This is a genomic window from Acinetobacter sp. TYF_19 (assembly GCF_043105125.1).
GTDB classification, from domain to species: domain Bacteria; phylum Pseudomonadota; class Gammaproteobacteria; order Pseudomonadales; family Moraxellaceae; genus Acinetobacter; species Acinetobacter johnsonii.
Window position 1 is genome coordinate 1 of sequence record NZ_JBICLH010000012.1, and the last position, 17391, is coordinate 17391.

General features: G+C 42.5%; 15 protein-coding genes. 7 read left to right on the forward strand and 8 right to left on the reverse strand.

Annotated features, from left to right (window positions below):
- Positions 1-518 precede the first annotated feature (518 nt).
- Entirely contained in the window at positions 519-1706 is a 1188-nt protein-coding gene (locus ACF8FD_RS00385) for an ammonium transporter (RefSeq protein ID WP_205666980.1), read from the forward strand.
- A 69-nt stretch (positions 1707-1775) separates the two neighbouring features.
- Here ACF8FD_RS00385 and ACF8FD_RS00390 read toward each other — a convergent pair whose 3' ends face one another.
- Positions 1776-2468: an HAD family hydrolase gene (locus ACF8FD_RS00390; RefSeq protein ID WP_058952171.1), complete on the reverse strand. Its 693-nt coding sequence runs from the start codon at positions 2466-2468 to the stop codon at positions 1776-1778.
- A 164-nt stretch (positions 2469-2632) separates the two neighbouring features.
- On the opposite strand from ACF8FD_RS00390, the gene ACF8FD_RS00395 reads away from it, so the two are divergent.
- Positions 2633-3343 (forward strand): phosphatase PAP2 family protein, encoded by a 711-nt coding sequence (locus ACF8FD_RS00395; protein ID WP_392452830.1) that lies wholly within the window; start codon positions 2633-2635, stop codon positions 3341-3343.
- Here the strand turns inward: ACF8FD_RS00395 and ACF8FD_RS00400 are convergent.
- From ACF8FD_RS00400 to ACF8FD_RS00420, 5 genes are all read right to left on the reverse strand, one after another.
- The gene (locus tag ACF8FD_RS00400; protein WP_195728763.1) at positions 3333-4649 is read right to left on the reverse strand and encodes an ATP-binding protein; all 1317 of its coding nucleotides are present in this window, start codon (positions 4647-4649) and stop codon (positions 3333-3335) included. The genes ACF8FD_RS00395 and ACF8FD_RS00400 overlap by 11 nt on opposite strands.
- 1 nt (position 4650) lies before the next feature.
- The gene (locus tag ACF8FD_RS00405) at positions 4651-5331 is read right to left on the reverse strand and encodes a response regulator transcription factor (protein ID WP_004981249.1); all 681 of its coding nucleotides are present in this window, start codon (positions 5329-5331) and stop codon (positions 4651-4653) included.
- A gap of 3 nt (positions 5332-5334) precedes the next feature.
- Positions 5335-6993: a phosphoethanolamine transferase gene (locus tag ACF8FD_RS00410; protein WP_392452832.1), complete on the reverse strand. Its 1659-nt coding sequence runs from the start codon at positions 6991-6993 to the stop codon at positions 5335-5337.
- 423 nt (positions 6994-7416) lie between these two features.
- Positions 7417-8541 carry a porin gene (locus ACF8FD_RS00415; protein ID WP_392452834.1) on the reverse strand — a complete coding sequence of 375 codons (1125 nt, stop codon included), beginning with the start codon at positions 8539-8541 and terminating at the stop codon, positions 7417-7419.
- A 141-nt stretch (positions 8542-8682) separates the two neighbouring features.
- Entirely contained in the window at positions 8683-9939 is a 1257-nt protein-coding gene (locus ACF8FD_RS00420) for an MFS transporter (protein ID WP_392452836.1), read from the reverse strand.
- A 136-nt stretch (positions 9940-10075) separates the two neighbouring features.
- Here ACF8FD_RS00420 and ACF8FD_RS00425 point away from each other — a divergent pair, with 136 nt between their 5' ends.
- The 4 genes from ACF8FD_RS00425 to ACF8FD_RS00440 all read left to right on the forward strand — a co-directional run bounded on the left by ACF8FD_RS00425 (position 10076) and on the right by ACF8FD_RS00440 (position 13132).
- Positions 10076-10705, forward strand: coding sequence for a 1-acyl-sn-glycerol-3-phosphate acyltransferase (locus ACF8FD_RS00425; protein WP_205666984.1), 630 nt, complete (start codon positions 10076-10078; stop codon positions 10703-10705).
- A 65-nt stretch (positions 10706-10770) separates the two neighbouring features.
- Positions 10771-11688 carry a patatin-like phospholipase family protein gene (locus ACF8FD_RS00430; RefSeq protein ID WP_160362356.1) on the forward strand — a complete coding sequence of 306 codons (918 nt, stop codon included), beginning with the start codon at positions 10771-10773 and terminating at the stop codon, positions 11686-11688.
- Between the two features lie 97 nt (positions 11689-11785).
- Positions 11786-12259, forward strand: a complete 474-nt coding sequence (locus ACF8FD_RS00435; protein WP_004694603.1) for an NfeD family protein — start codon at positions 11786-11788, stop codon at positions 12257-12259.
- A 15-nt stretch (positions 12260-12274) separates the two neighbouring features.
- Positions 12275-13132 (forward strand): SPFH domain-containing protein, encoded by an 858-nt coding sequence (locus tag ACF8FD_RS00440; protein WP_058869115.1) that lies wholly within the window; start codon positions 12275-12277, stop codon positions 13130-13132.
- Positions 13133-13273: 141 nt separating this feature from the next.
- Here ACF8FD_RS00440 and ACF8FD_RS00445 read toward each other — a convergent pair whose 3' ends face one another.
- Together ACF8FD_RS00445 and prpF are read right to left on the reverse strand one after the other, a co-directional pair.
- Positions 13274-14185 carry a polyprenyl synthetase family protein gene (locus ACF8FD_RS00445; RefSeq protein ID WP_058869114.1) on the reverse strand — a complete coding sequence of 304 codons (912 nt, stop codon included), beginning with the start codon at positions 14183-14185 and terminating at the stop codon, positions 13274-13276.
- Between the two features lie 316 nt (positions 14186-14501).
- The gene (prpF, locus tag ACF8FD_RS00450; RefSeq protein ID WP_205666985.1) at positions 14502-15692 is read right to left on the reverse strand and encodes a 2-methylaconitate cis-trans isomerase PrpF; all 1191 of its coding nucleotides are present in this window, start codon (positions 15690-15692) and stop codon (positions 14502-14504) included.
- A 331-nt stretch (positions 15693-16023) separates the two neighbouring features.
- Here prpF and ACF8FD_RS00455 point away from each other — a divergent pair, with 331 nt between their 5' ends.
- Entirely contained in the window at positions 16024-17376 is a 1353-nt protein-coding gene (locus ACF8FD_RS00455; protein WP_029574969.1) for an amino acid permease, read from the forward strand.
- The last annotated feature ends 15 nt before the right edge of the window (positions 17377-17391 follow it).

Sequence of the window (17391 nt, forward strand, 5' to 3'; positions counted from 1 at the left end):
AATTACAATTAATTACAATTAATTACATATAGTTATGTGATTATTCATGTTTTATCTTCAATAGATTAAAATAAGAATGAGAAAATACAATCATGTTTAAAATCTTTCACTGATGCACAATCAGCACGCACATTTCATGGTATGTGCGTTCCAAAAGAGAACAAAGCAACGGAGACTCGGCTCACAATAGCTGCTAACCGAATTTTTTTATCATTTTTTTGTGTTGCTACTTTTTGGGTTTCACTCAAAAGATAAACTATACACCTGTATATTTAAAATAAAGAAACTTAGATAAACATAATATATTCATAAACTTAATATTAACTTATATTTTAACCCATGCACCACTGCAATGCACAAACACCATCATGGTGCATAGTTTTGCTTTATATCGAGTCTTATTATTTTTAAGCAAAACTTAATCAATATTTCCTTTTTGCTGAAATCTTCACGAAATTACAAGCATCAGTATACTGGGTTTCTTTTTGCAAAATTTTGCACTCAAATGGAACCCAAACATGCAAAATATTGACTTACTTTTTCTTCTTCTTGGTGCGGTTTTAGTCCTTGCCATGCATGCAGGCTTTGCTTTTTTAGAACTAGGGACAGTTCGTCATAAAAACCAAGTCAATGCTTTAAGCAAAATTTTAACGGACTTTTCACTTTCTGCAATCGCCTACTTCTTTGTAGGTTACTATATTTCCTATGGACACCATTTTTTCCATATTGGGGATACCTTAGCAGCCGATCATGGTTATAACCTGATGCGCTGTTTCTTCCTGCTCACTTTTGCAGCCGCAATTCCAGCGATTATTTCTGGCGGTATTGCCGAGCGTGCTAAAATGCGCTCACAAGCGATTGCAACCGTGTTATTGGTGGCCTTGGTTTATCCTTTTTTTGAAGGGATCGCGTGGAATGGCAACTTTGGTTTACAGCAATGGCTACAAGACACTTTCGGCGCAAGTTTCCATGACTTCGCAGGTTCCGTGGTTGTACATGCTATGGGAGGCTGGATAGCTTTGGCTGCGGTGGTTTTACTCGGTGCACGTGATGGTCGCTACAAGAAAGATGGTCGTGTCAGTGCGCATCCTCCTTCGTCTATTCCTTTCTTGGCTTTAGGTTCATGGATTTTGATCGTGGGTTGGTTTGGCTTTAACGTGATGAGTGCACAGCGTTTAGATGCAATTTCAGGACTGGTCGCGATTAACTCACTTATGTCCATGGTTGGCGGAACCTTGGCAGCCAACTTCGCAGGAAAAAATGACCCGGGCTTCTTACACAATGGGCCTTTAGCGGGTCTCGTTGCAATTTGCGCAGGTTCGGATGTCGTACATCCGATTGGGGCATTGGTGATTGGCGCCATTGCTGGACTGATTTTTGTCAAACTTTTCACCTACACCCAAAACAAGCTGAAAGTCGATGATGTACTCGGTGTATGGCCTTTGCACGGCGTATGTGGTGCCTTTGGGGGACTTGCAGTCGGGATCTTTGGTCAAAAATGGCTTGGTGGTTTAGGCGGTGTTGCGATGATGTCACAGCTGATTGGTACGCTCTTAGCAATAGGTATAGCTGTTATTGGTGGATTGGTGGTCTATGGCGCTTTAAAAGCCACGATGGGCATCCGTTTAAGTCAAGAAGATGAATTCCGCGGTGCAGATTTATCCATTCATAAAATCTCTGCCAACTCAGATGACAGTATGTTCTAAACACATTTCCATTTTAATGCGGCTCACATGGGCCGCTTTTTTATTCGTATTCAAAATTATAAGGGGCTTTTAGCTTTCTAAATAATCAAAAATCTCGGACAATGCCGTGATACTCGGTGCAGTCATCTGTACTGAAGGAACATGAAAGCCTGATAGCCACAGCGCTTGCATTCCTGCCTGCTGCGCACCTTGTACATCATTAATAGGATGATCACCGATAAATAAGCACTGCTCCACCTCAACAGCCAATTGCTGTGCGGTGTCAATAAAAATATCAGCTTGGGGTTTGGCTTGACCAAACAATCCAGAGCTATTAATCACATCAAAATAATGCTGAAAGCCCAAGCCATTTAATATAGACAGCCGTGTGGCATGACCGCCATTTGAAATAATGGCGAGTTTATATCCTGCTTGCTTTAGACGGGTCAGCGTTTGTTCAGCCTCAGGCATCGCCACAGCACTATGACCAAACTGTGCAAACCAAAAATTGCTTAACTCTTCTAAATGTGGAGGCGCCTGCCAGTTTAACTCCTGTAGCAAAGCGTAAGCCACTGAAGCACCGATACTGGGATGGGTTAAATACTCTTTTAAGGGATAGCCACCATTGTCGATCCGATTCACAATCGACTCAATCTGCTCCACATCAACGCAGTTAAGTTGGCTTTGATAAGTATCGGCAAGATCTTGACTAAAGGTCGCAACACTTCGCCCACGATGCGTCAAGGTATTATCCAAATCAAATAGAACAGCACGTATCGACATGTTTAAACCTCATGTGTTTGAGAGCAAATGTAACACTGAACCGACACTTTGTATTCGCCTTAAAGCGATAACCAAAGTACAGATCATGCTAAAGCAGATGAAACAGCGTTTATGTTAAGCCTCGTTTAAGCTGACGCTGTTGGAATAGCGCTTATTTTCAGAACATGGCCTCACTTGTGTCGGATCAGCAACGTTTTTTCATCCTTCAGTTTTTTATTTTGACGCTGGGTTTTGCCGTATTGTGGCTGCTCTTCCCTGTGGCGGGCACCATCGACTTACAACTGATTCACCCCTTTATGGATCAAACTGGTCATTTTCCACTAAAGCGCGACTGGGCCTTAGCAGAACTGAATCACCGTTATGTTAAAGACATCATCATCGCGGTGTATGTAATTTATTTGCTGAAATGGCTCGCTTCGTATAAATGGGCTGCGTTCAAACCCCAGCGTTGGCAAAATGGCTATTTCATTGGCTTAGTCCTCATCAGTACCAGCCTCATTGGGATTTTAAAATCACAATCCGCACATGCCTGTCCATGGGACATGACTCTAGCCACGACACATGATTTCTTTTGGGACTTATCTGCCAGCGCAGGACATTGTTTCCCTGGTGGACATGCCGCGACAGGTTTTGCGCTCTTTGTGGGATATTTCGTATACCGTCTAAATGAACCCAAACGCGCGTGGTTTTATTTGCTTGCTGCCCTGATTTTAGGCTTTGTCATGGGTTGGGCGCAAATGATGCGGGGGGCGCATTTCCTTAGTCACAATTTATGGACGGCATGGGTGATTTGGCTGGTCAATGTACTGGCATATGCGCTGTGTTATAAACAGTTTACACTGTCCAGCCCAACTCAAGCCGAAACTACAGCTTAAAGATCACTTGAACTTGTAAGCCGCCCAATCCTGCACTTTGTCCAAAGTGCAGTTTGGCGCCAATTTTTTCTGCGGCTTTATCGACAATGGACAAGCCCAATCCACTGCCGACTTCCAGATGGTGATGTACGCGATAGAAACGCTTTAAAATATGATCATAAAGTTCTGGCTCAATGCCCGGTCCACTGTCTTCAATTTGAACAATGGCTTGCTGATCTTGCTGATAAATAGAGACATTAATCACACCCTGTTCAGGCGTATATTTAATCGCATTATCCAAGAGATTATAGACAATAGAATGTAAGGCTGAACTTTGAGTTTCTAGCCAAAGTGCTTCATGCTGTTCCAAGCCTAAATCGATGCTTTTGGCTAGCGCCAGCTCCATCAGTTGCTCCATACATTCAACCGCCACATCACTTAGCCCTAGCCTTTGTGTCGGTTCTAAACTTGGTAAGGAAGCATCCTGTTTCGCCAAATTGAGCAGTTGTGACACCAAATGTTGAGTCCGAATTAAGCCTAAACTTAGGTTTTTTAAGGCTTGGTGTTCTGGAAACTCATGCAGCAAAATTTTCATTTGCAAATTCAGTGCTGTAATAGGGGTTCTGAGCTCATGCGCTGCGTCGGCAATAAATTGCTTTTGTTCTTTTTGCGACAGCGAAATGCGTTCAAATAAACGATTCATTTCATTAATGGTCGGAAGAATTTCCAGTGGATAACCGTCTGGCTGAATCTCACTCAGTTCATATGGTTCACGCTGTGCAAGTTCCGCTTTAAACTCATCTAAGGGTTTTAGACTACGTCCAATAATCCAACTCAGCCCCCATAAAGCCAAAGGCATAAACAGTAAATATGGAATCAACATATTGGCCGCCAGCTCTAAAGCCAGCTTTTGTCTTACACTGCGCTGCTGACTGACTTGAATCTGGTACTTTTCTGTTGGCAGCACATAGGTATTCCATAGCCCCTGTGCCGTGTGATGGGTATAAAATCCAGCTTTCTTAACGGGTTGTATTAATAAATCAAACTCATGTTGCCGTTGTTCAGGCAGTCCATACGACCAGACATCTACAAATAAATCTTCTTCGTGATAGTGTCTGTCCGCTTCAAACTCACTCTTAATTGGAGCGGGATCATGCGCTGCAACACGCTCAGCCAAATTACGCATTTGCGCATCAAGGATCTCATTGGTCTCTTCAAGGGCAATGCGATACGCTGCAATCACCAACAAACAGCCCATCACAATACTAAATAAAGAGGTATAGGTAATTAGTTGACGCTTTAAGGAAACAGGAGTCGGCTTCGCCATTTTATGCTTCAACCTGCCCCAAACGATAGCCTAAACCTCGAATGGTACGGATAAAGTCTTTGCCAAGTTTGGCACGCAAATGGTGAATATAAACTTCAATGGTATTGCTGTTAATTTCCGAGTCAAGGTCATAGAGCTTTTCTTCCAAATTGGTTTTGGAAAAAATTTTATTGGGATGACTGACCAGAGGAATTAAAATAGCCCATTCTCGGTTCGATAAATCAATGGTCTGCCCTTTGTACTTGGCTAAGTGCAAATCTTCATCTAACTCTAGACCTGCATAACTCAAAGTCTGGCTTTGCTTTTGCTGTTTTAACGCGCCACTACGACGTAATAGTGCATGAATACGTGCCAGTAACTCATCAAACTCATAAGGCTTAATTAAGTAATCATCCGCGCCTTGGTTTAAACCATCGACTCGGTTTTGTAACTGATCTCTCGCTGAAATAATCAGCACAGGCAAAGTCGGATAAAGCGAGCGTATATTTTTTAGAACCTGCATCCCATCCATCATCGGTAGTCCCAAATCCAACAACACCACATCAAATGGATATTGTTGCAATTGCTTTAAACCATCAAAACCATTGTTGACCCACACCACATCAAACTGCTGATAACGCAGCAGCGTTTGTGTGGACTCAGCAATCATAAAATCATCTTCAATAATCAATATTTTTGACATGGTCTAAGCGCTCGCTTTGGTCGCAGTGCAGTGTTCTAACATATTATTTTTTGAATCAATCACCATACTTTTTACCCCAAGTAAACTCAATAAGCTTGGGAACAAATGATCTTGGCTTAATTCTTGGCTTTTTTGTTGTCCTAAGCAAGCGATTTGTTGCGGATTCTGCTTTTGCCATGTTTCTGAAAACCACATCAGCATCGGCACGTGGGTCTGTTGGCTCGGTGCAATCGCATAAGGCGAACCATGTAAATACAGCCCGTGTTCACCAGTCGACTCACCATGGTCAGATAAATACCAAAAACCAGTTTCAAAGTTTGAGTTTTGCTTTAATACACCAATCAGTTGACTCAACACATGGTCGGTATAAACAATGGAGTTGTCATAACTATTTTTCAGCTGTTCAGGTGTGCAGGCTTGAATGGCGTTAGTTTCACACATCGGTTGGAAAGGCTGAAACTTAGGCGTTGAACGCTTATAGTAAGCTGGTCCATGACTGCCCATTTGGTGTAATACAATTAAACGTGGCGTTTTATCATCAGCCGCAATACCAGCCATATACGCTTTTAAGCTATCCACCAAAATTTCATCGGTACATTCGCCATCGGCTGAACACCATTTTTTCTGTATCGGTTCTGGAATTTTATACTGCTCAACCCGATCACAAACGCCTTTACAGCCAGAGTTATTGTCAATCCATGTCACTTTGTAACCAGCACGCTGTGCAAGATCTAATAAACCTTCACGGTGGTGCGCTAACTGTGCATCGTAGTTTTCACGTGGCATGCCTGAAAACATACAAGGCACAGAAACCGCAGTGGCTGTCCCGCAAGAACTGACTTGATTAAAGTTGATGACATTGAGTTTTTCCAGCTCAGGATTGGTCTTTTTCGCATAGCCATTTAAAGAAAAACTTTCTGCACGTGCCGTTTCACCGACCACCAAAACCATCAATTTCGGCAAGTTTTGCTGTCCGACTTGCTTCACCAAATGAGCATCTTCACCATAAGTCACCAACGGTAAATGCTGCTGTGGTCGATTCTTTTTATAATACGACAGGGTTGAACTGATCGCATTTTGCGGTGAAATCATCCCTTTGAGATCACGATGCTCACGGAAAATCGCGGCATAATCAACAAAGAAAATAAACAACATGCCTGCAATCAGTAAAATAGAAACTGCACTACCGAACAGCTTGTGCAATAACACGGTTTTAAAAGGATCACGGCGGATTTTGACCTTAAATAAAACCACTAAAGGTAGTACCACCATCGCCCCAATCCACAGCACAAGACGCCATGACAACAAGTCGCGCACTTCATTTCCATCGGTTTGCATCATGTTTTGGATCTGATCTGGTGTGATCGAAACGCCTAAACTGTTGACAAAATACGCACTCATTCCACCAATGATGATCAATAACGCAGCCAACCCTTTAGCCATCGGCCGCCACTGTAGCAGCTGAAAAACCAAATGATAAAAAGCCAACACCACCAAAATGGTAGCACCGATAAAAGCATACGCTTTGAAACCGTGATACGGCGTAAGCAACTGAACTTGCTTGTAGAACATCACGTTTAAAACCACGGCTAACCACAGCGCCAAATAGATGTTAAAGCGCGAAAGTGAAACTTCTTTAAAAATAGACTGCAAATTGAACATTTTAAATCATGTCTTGCTGAGCGGATGCCCCAATGTAGTTTCCTAAACTTAAAACTCGCTTAAATAAAAAAGGTGCTGTGGCCGAATATATAAAGTCATACCGATCAGTTAAGCAATCAGATGCCCTTTTTGAGCCGCCCAATATTATTTGATAGGCGGAAGCGTCATCCGCAACCTGTATGTCCATTTAAAAGGAATGTTTTTGCAAAATGATCATTTAAATGCAGAAAAGCAAAAGGTTTTGCGGATGACAAATGTTTTTGGTTCTTTTGGCTCAACCAAAGAACGGACCAGCTCCAAATATTGAATTTTAAAATACGAAGATTCCATAATAAATGACAAAAAGTTAAGGAGTTTCTATAAAACTCCTTAACTGATTCGCATTAATCTTTAGAGACTTTGCCCTTTTCTATCACTTAAACATTAAAATTTGTATTCAATCCCTGTGCCTACTACAGGTTGTTTGGTTTCAAATGATGCTTGTTCAAGCGTCAAAATCCCTGCGTAACCATAAGCTTTAACTTGCTTAGTAAAGGCATAGTCAGCACCTGCAATAAACTGCTGCGCATCAAAGTCATCTTTAGATGTTTTAAAGCTGGTTGAGTTTTGACTGTACTGCGCTTTCACTGTCCAAGCTTTGGCAGTCGGTAAGTTATATTCAGCCCCAACCAACCAGCCTTGTGCGTCGTCTATGGCAGCCGCGGTAGCATCATTGCCTTGTACATCCGCCACTTCAGAAGTTTGATATAAGGCTTTCAGCGCCAAACCATTATTGAGATTTACTCGACCAATGGCACGTAAGGTGTCTGCTGCTGCAAAAGCACTGCCTGCCACCCCGCCTGTCACCTCAGGCGCTGATGCATTCAAAATACCACGTCCTGCAAAGGTTGATGGAATGGCCTTATCATAACCAATCCCGGCAACAAACTTTTTACTGTCATAAACCACTGACGCTGACCATGCATCGCCCAGACCACGTCCTGCAACTTTTGCTCCGCCTTTGGATTTTTCAATCCCCCCTGCTTCACCAGTGGCTAACAGTGCAGTAGCTTTCAGTTTTCCTGTGCCAAGCCCCCAAGCTGGCGTTTCATAGACCACAACATTATCTATACGGTTTTCACCAGTGAAAATCCCTGCCACATCAGCTTTGTTGGCCACATAGTTATTAAAGGTATCTACCACTGAAGACAGTTGTTTAACGGGAGTATCAATTTTGCCGACTTTCAATGTCCCTAATTTTTGGTCTTGTAAGCCAACAAGTAAATTACGTGGAACAAAAGTATCTGTGCTACCCCCATTGTCTACATAAAAGGTAAATTCCGCTTGATATAATGCATTTAAACGATCTGTGAGTTTTTCTTCGCCTTTTAAGCCTAAAAAGGAGTTATTAGAGTTCAATTCAACGACATCACGGTCTTTATTTGGAGAGGCATTATCTTCAGGTAAATAATCGGCCGTGACATCAATTTCACCATAAAAAGTAGGTGCTGCGAATGTTACCCCTGCCACTAGGCTTAAAGCGATTGCGACTGCAATTTGTGTTTTCATTATCAAAATATCCTACGGTAAATTTGTTACAAATATTACCGTTCAGACATATATGACAGAACGATTAAAAAAATATTTAGTTATATTTTTTAATAATTTACATCACTATTTAGCATTTTTTATGATTTGTTTATGAAAGCATTATGAAAAATCTGAATGCGTTGCAATGCCACGCCATTTAAAAATAAACCACAGACTCAACATCGCAATGACCACAATCATACACAGATAATTAAAATAGCCGAGCCAATCTCCCAATAGACCGCTCACACTATACAAACTACCACTGACGGTGGCCATCAGCGCCACTTGAAAAGTAAAGTCCGTACCTGCCATATGTTTGCGACTGTACTGCATTACTAGGGTGAGCATAACCACCAACAGCATCGATGAGGTCATATCTTCAAAGGCATTGATTAGATAAATCAGCCACGGCTGAATACTGTGCTGGTTTTCATATTGAAAGGCTAACCATGTATAAGCCGCCAGACTGAATATTTTAAGCACCGAATACAGTACTAAAGCCGTGTCACGGCGAATCAACTTCAAACTATAGCCCGCAAGTCCTGCACCTATTAAGGCGGCACATGCACCTAGCATGGTGACATAGAGGCCTATCTGAGAAAAACTCAGCCCCAAATCGACCATTAAAGGTTTCAAAAGTGGCCCTGCTAAACCATCCGCTATTTTAAAGCTCAATAGCACTGCTAACCATGCTGTGAGTCCGGGACTCTGGACAAAATAAGCCAAATAGTTTTTGATCTGTTGGAATTTAAAAGATGGGGTCTGAGCTTCTGAAACAGCTCGATGCTTTGGCTCTGGATAAATTAAAATCGGCAGCGTGTTTATAAAGACGATTGCCGCTAGCATCAAAAAAGTGCTCTGCCAACTCAGCCAATCTAATGCCCACAAGATTGCACCACCACCGACAATAAAACCCAGACGCGATCCAATCACCTGAAAGGTATTGCCCCAGTGCTGTTGCTCCCCTTTTAAAATATTGACCGCCAATCCATCGGTTGCTATATCTTGCGTTGCCCCGAGCAAATTCATACTCAGGAGACCCACAAAGAAAGCCCATAAATAAATAGGTTGATTTAATCCATCAATCGGGAGGAAAGACAGCCCGATCAGCACCAGCACCGTAAGAAACTGCAATGGGATGATCCAACTCCGATAGTGGCCAAAACGGGTGATCCCAAAGCGATCTAACACTGGTGCCCAAAACACTTTGATCGACCATGGCAACATCAGCAGTCCAAAGCCCCCAATCTGTGCCAATGAAACACCCTGCACTCTTAAAATGACGGGCAAGGCATGGGTCATAAACCCGACGGGTAAGCCCTGCGCCCAATACAATGAAAACAGCAAAATATATACATTGCGAATCTGTAGCATGCTGTTCCTATATATATGGATTGGTCAAAATGTTCATCTGAGATCGGTATCCGTTCACTTTTTTTGCCAATGAATTCAAGCCAATCAGTGCTTATGATGAGATGATATACATCTTGGTCGATTGAGTATAATAACAATGAACCAATATTTTCCAGAGCTACCAGATCAAGTTCCAAGTCGTAACTCATCTGCATTCACTCGCGCTATTTTTAAGCAGCTCTTTTTAGCGCAAGGTTGGCGCTTTGTTGGCGAATTTCCCAATCTACCTAAAGCGGTAGCAATTATTTCACCGCATACCTCAAATATCGATGCATGGCATGGCTTTACGGCTCTATTGGGCTTAGGCCTGCAAATCACCATTTTTGGCAAGAACAACTTGTTTCATACCCCATTGAAACCGTTACTTGAGTGGATTGGCGTGATTCCAGTCAATCGTAGCCATGCTCAAGGGTTAACCCAAGACATTATCGATATTATTCACAGCAAAGAAAAAATTTGGGTCGGTATGGCACCTGAAGGCACACGTAAGCAAGCGGAATCCATCCGTAGTGGCTTTTATCGCATTGCGTATGGTGCACAGATTCCAATTGTGATGTTTTCTTTTGACTATGCGCAAAAAACCATCCACTGCTTGGGCGTATTTCATCCCACAGGACATTTTGAGCAAGACCTAGAGCATATTTTAGATCTGTATATCGGCAAATTTTCAGCCAAGAACCCAAAATGGTTAGCCAAGCCTTTACAAAAACGCTTAAAAAATAGCTAGTAAATCAAGGTCGAATCTGCTGAGATGTGCACCATTATTTGTTTTGCGTTTTAGTATTTTTGACCATGAATTTTGCTCGTTTATCTCTGATTGGTGTACTCACACTGACTATGGCAGGATGTGATCTTGCATCAAAGAAAACACCAACAACTACTCCCATTCAAGCTCGTGAACCTGTGATTGCGATTGCACTCGGCGGTGGCGGTGCCAAAGGTTTTGCACACATTGGGGTGCTTAAAGTTTTAGAGTCACATGGTATTAAACCTAAAATTGTTACGGGAACCAGTGCTGGAAGTTTTGTGGGTAGTATCTACGCCAGTGGTAAAACGCCTTTCCAACTTCAGCAAATTGCCTTGACCTTAAAAGAATCGGACATTCGAGACTTAACCCTCAACTCCCAAGGGTTTGTTCAAGGTCAAAAGCTGCAAGACTATGTCAACAAACATGTCGGCAACAAACCGATTCAACAGTTCCCTATCCGTTTTGCTGCGGTGGCGACCCGTCTTGACACTGGACGTAAAGCCGATTTTATCAAAGGCAATGCGGGCCAAGCAGTACGTGCTTCATGCAGTATTCCGAACGTTTTTGTCCCTGCGGTGATTGGTGGAACCAAATATGTTGATGGCGGTCTGGTCAGCCCAATTCCAGTCAAAACAGCCAAGGACATGGGCGCGGATATTGTGATCGCGATTGATATTTCAGCTCGTCCTGTCGGCAACAAGCCCCTCAATATGTGGGGCTTGCTCGACCAGACCATTAATATTATGGGGCAGCAAAGCATCAATGAAGAATTGAGCCAAGCGACTGTGGTGATTCAACCCAAAGTCGGACACTTAGGCACTTTGGACTTAAAAGCCAGCAATCAATCTATTTTAGAAGGTGAAAAAGCCGCGCAGCTCAAAATTAAATCGATCGAAAAAGCCATTGTCGATTTTAAAAAGACCCCAGCTGCTTTTAAACCTGCGCCCAAAGCCAAATTCTAAAAAATTTGATTTTTAATATTCAAAGACTTATTCATCTGCTAAATTGATATAGATGCTTCTGCATCTATATCCCTATAACGAATATATGAGTAGATGTATGGAATTTGCTTTTGAACCTTGGCACTGGTTTGTATTGGGCGTTCTGTTAATGTTATCAGAGCTGATTCTGCCTGCTTTTGCCGCATTGTGGTTCGGTATTGCGGCCATTATGGTCGGTATTTTGTACTGGATGTTCCCCATGATGGGTGTTACCACGCAGTTTGTGACGTGGATTATTTTGTCGATTTTATGCACTTTACTTTGGTTTAAATTTATTAAACCGCTTTCGACTGACAAAACCAAAGCAGGACTGTCTCGCGAAGCAACCATCGGTCAAATTGGCATGGTGATTCAAGCGAGTCCTGAAAGTGAACACATTCGCGTTCGTTTCCCCATTCCAGTACTCGGTTCAGATGAATGGAACTGTCGTACTTTAGATAAAGTCCACGTCGGCGACCGAGTGCGTGTCGTTGAAATACTGGGCAATGATTTAATGGTCAAAGCACATCTCTCAACCAACGAAAATAGATAAAAGTGAGTTAAGCATATGTCTGGTGGATTTATTGTCGTTTTAGCAATTTTGGCTTTTGCCGCTGTCACCATTTTTAAAGGTGTCCGTATTGTTCCACAAGGTTATAAATGGATCGTACAACGTCTAGGTAAATACCATACCACGTTGAGTCCGGGTCTCAACTTTGTGATTCCTTATGTCGATGAAGTGGCTTATAAAGTGACGACCAAAGACATTGTATTAGACATTCCCTCTCAAGAAGTGATTACCCGCGATAATGCCGTTTTGCTTATGAATGCAGTGGCTTACATCAACATCACCACGCCTGTAAATGCTGTCTATGGGATTGAAAACTATACATGGGCCATTCAAAACCTAGTGCAAACCTCACTGCGTTCAATCGTCGGTGAAATGGATCTTGATGATGCGCTATCATCTCGTGATCACATTAAAGCCAAACTTAAAGCAGCCATTTCGGATGATATTTCAGACTGGGGGATTACCCTAAAAACCGTTGAAATTCAGGATATTCAACCCTCTTCAACCATGCAAGCAGCAATGGAAGCGCAAGCGGCAGCTGAGCGTCAACGTCGTGCGACCGTGACCAAAGCCGATGGTGAAAAACAAGCCGCGATTTTAGAGGCAGATGGCCGTTTAGAAGCGTCTCGCCGTGACGCAGAAGCGCAAGTCGTCTTAGCAGAGTCTTCTCAGCGTGCTATTGAAATGGTCACTTCTGCTGTGGGCGATAAGGAAATTCCTGTGGCTTACTTGTTGGGTGAACAATATGTCAAAGCGATGCAAGATATGTCTAAATCGAACAACGCTAAAACAGTGGTGTTACCAGCCGATATTTTAAGTACCATCCGCGGTGTTATGGGACGTAAAGACATCTAACTGATGCTTGGTTTGATTAAATGAGGACAGCTTTCGAGCTGTCTTTTTTATTGGGGTTGTGAAAAAACTCAAGCCTCTAAGGAACAAGCATTAAAAAAGTGGACACGCTATGTCCTCTTTTTTTAATCTAAACACTGAAACTTAGCTTTGGCGAGCCAATAAAAACTGTGAAATCTGATTAAGTTCTGCTGCCGCATCCGTTGGGAAATAAGCCAAAGCAGCAAAGGCTTGATTATGCAAAGTCTTGGCATAGTCTTGTGCAGCCTCAAGTCCCATCAAGGCTGGATAAGTCGATTTTTCGACTTGCTCATCCTTCCCTGCGGTTTTACCCAGTACATCTGTATTTGAAATGATATCTAAAATATCGTCTTGCACCTGAAAAGCCAAACCAATTGCCTGCGCATATTCGCGTAACTTAGGAATCGCTTGATCGCAACCGTCAAATACAGTCACCGCGGCCATCATCACCGCAGCAGAGATTAATGCACCCGTTTTATTCCGATGGATATTTTCAAGTGCAGTCTGATCGACCCGTTTACCTTCGGCTTGTAGGTCAAGGACTTGGCCACACACCATTTTAGAGCTCGCTGTCGCTAAAATTTGCATCTGCTTCAGTACAATACCCTGATCAACCACTGGGCCAGCATCAAACAGTCGACTACCTAAAATTTCAAATGCCATGGACTGCAAGATATCGCCCGCAAGCAACGCTGTATCTTCACCATAAGCCACGTGACAGGTCGGCTGACCACGACGCAAAAGATCATTGTCCATACACGGCAAATCATCATGTGCCAAGGAATAACAATGAATCAGTTCCACAGCTACAGCGGCGCGGCGCACGGCAGCTGCATTATTGTTTGGATTTAAATGTGCCGTGGCATAGCACAGCGCAGGACGTACACGTTTTCCACCTAACATGACCGCATGATGCACAGCACTCTTTAACGGTTCCGGAATTGAAAAAGCATCAAGTGCCGTCAATAAATCATCGTGAATACGTTGTTGAGCCTGTTGGAGTGCATTTGCTGATACGTCGGTTAGTGCTGACACATTCGCCTCGAATAACAATAGGATAAATTAATCTGGTGCTCAGTTTGACTGAGTCGATCATTTGAAGTGATCTGTTGGCATGATACTGCTTTCTGCCCGCTTTCTCTATGCCGAAAGTACAAACAAGGCACAGTATTCTATTAATTTTTGCAGACGAGATGATAAGAATGACTTTTCTACTATTTCAAGCAGCCATTACACAAGCAATCAGGCTCTAAAATTCACTTCTCATGCTCTTGGTTATTTTTAGCCTTCTTATCACAGACCTAGAGTTGACATAAAAAAGCCTCTACAGAAAGAGGCTTTTTACATAGCGTTAATCCAAGCTTTCCGCTGGAATACGCACCCAACCTTCCATCAACACGCGTGCACTACGGCTCATGACAGCTTTTTTTACTACCCACTGACCCTTTTCTTGTATCGCTTGCGCTCCCACACGTAAGGTCCCTGAAGGATGACCAAAACGAACGGCTTCACGTGCTCCACCACCCGCGGCCAAATTGACCAAGGTTTCTGGTATCGCTGCTGCGGTACCAATGGCAACAGCTGCTGTCCCCATCATCGCATGGTGTAATTTACCCATAGAAAGTGCACGAACCAATAAATCGGTGTCTTGCTCTGTAATAGTTTTACCGCTCGACGAGACATATTGTTTTGGCTTAGAAACAAAAGCAATTTTAGGCGTGTGTTGACGACTGGCAGCTTCAGAAATGTCTTGAATCAGCCCCATCTGTTTTGCACCATAGGCACGAATGGTTTCAAAACGTGCTAAAGCTTTGGCATCGCCATTAATTGCGTCTTGTAATTCACTCCCCGTGTAGCCAATGTCTTCTGCATTTAAGAAAATGGTCGGAATGCCTGCATTGATAAACGTAGCTTGAAAGCGACCAACCTCAGGAACTTCTAAAGTGTCGACCAAATTCCCTGTTGGGAACATGGCACCACCATCTTCACCATCATCGGCTGGATCTAAAAATTCAATTTGCACTTCTGCAGCTGGGAACGTCACACCATCAAGTTCAAAATCACCTGTTTCTTGAACTTGCCCCTGCGTAATAGGTACATGTGCAATAATAGTTTTTTGAATATTTACTTGCCAAATACGGACTGTACAAATGCCATTTTCAGGAATACGTGTGGCATCGACCAAACCATTTGAAATCGCAAATGAACCGACAGCAGCGGTTAAATTACCACAGTTTCCACTCCAGTCGACAAAAGGCTGGTCAATCGACACTTGACCAAATAAATAGTCGACATCATGTTCTGGCTGTTGGCTCTTCGCTAAAATCACCGTTTTACTGGTACTCGATGTTGCACCACCCATGCCGTCAATCTGTTTTGCATAAGGATCGGGGCTACCAATTACACGGAGCAATAACTGATCTCGAACGCGTCCAGCCTGTTGCGCGGCTTCTGGGAGATCATCTAATTTAAAGAATACGCCCTTACTAGTCCCTCCACGCATATACGTTGCTGGAATTTTGATTTGTGGTACAAAACTCATTTTTATTGAATCCTTCATATTTATCATTGTGTTAAGTCAAGCATGCTGATTTAACTTTGGTTCATCATACCTTTTTTCCCTATGCCTACGTAAAATACAGACTTAAGTCTAAAAAAACATCATTTGTGAACGTCCGGTTTCCAAATAAAATTCCCAATTTGATAATTTAAATAAAATTAATATATTGATTCATATGTTTTTTATTTACAATTCATTACACATTATTTTTCATATGAATAATAACTTTTTTTCATGAATTTTGAGCTACTATGCGATTTCTTCGCGATCTATTACAATCGGAAACACTTATCCATTGTCGGGCTGAAATAACTTGAATAAAGAGTCGTCTCAACTTCAGCGTGGCTTAAAGAACCGTCATATTCAATTGATTGCCATGGGCGGCGCAATTGGTACTGGCTTATTTTTAGGTTCCGCACATGTGATTGAATCTGCTGGCCCATCCATTATTTTGGGCTATGCAATTGGCGGTTTAATTGCATTTCTAATCATGCGTCAACTCGGGGAAATGATCGTTGAGGAACCTGTAGCTGGTTCTTTTAGTCATTTTGCAAACAAATACTGGGGCAAATTTGCAGGCTTTCTTGCAGGCTGGAACTACTGGATTCTATATGTTCTAGTGGCCATGACCGAGCTGACCGCTGTTGCGAAGTATATCAACTACTGGTGGCCCCATATTCCTGCATGGGCATCTGTTTTAACCTTCTTTGTTATCATTACCTTAGTCAATTTAGGTAATGTGAAGTTTTACGGTGAATCAGAGTTCTGGCTAGCTATTATCAAAGTCACGGCCGTCGTCGCTATGATTGTATTTGGTCTTTATCTTTTGGCTACGGCAGGCGCAGATTCCACGGCTTCATTTAGCAATCTTTGGTCACATGGCGGTTTCTTCCCGCATGGCGTTGAAGGCCTCTTCTATATGCTTGCCTTCCTCATGTTTGCCTTTGGCGGTATTGAATTGATTGGTATGGCTGCAGCAGAAGCTGATAATCCACAAAAATCAATTCCTAAAGCAATCAACCAAGTGGTATTCCGTATCCTCATTTTCTATGTGGGTTCATTGACCATTTTGTTATCGCTTGTACCTTGGAATGAGTTGCAACTTGGCGGCTTAGATAAGAGCCCATTTGTAATGATCTTCAGTCAATTAGGTATTGGTTGGGCTGCGCATTTACTGAATTTTATTATCTTGACTGCAGCACTTTCTGTATATAACAGTGGTATGTATGCTAACAGCCGCATGCTGTTTGGTTTAGCACAGCAAGGCAATGCACCTAAAATATTCAGTAAAACTAATAAACAAGGTGTGCCAATTCCAGCAGTCTTGTTTTCAGCATTGCTCATTTTCGGTTGTGTACTGTTGAATTATTTTGCGCCAGAAGATGCTCTCAGCAACTTAATTTATATTGTTGTTGGTGCTTTGGTATTGAACTGGGCCATGATCAGCTTAACTCATCTTCAATTTATGAAGGCCATGAAAAGCGAAGCGAAAAAACCATTATTTCCTGCACTTTGGTCGCCTTTCAGTAACTACCTTGTTCTTGCATTTATTGCTGTAGTGCTTTACATCATGTGGACTCAAGGTTTAAGCGGCGCTGTGATCATGATTCCAATCTGGATCGTATTAATGTTCGTTCTATACAAAATTCTGTATAGAAAAGCATAAAATATTCATTTTTAA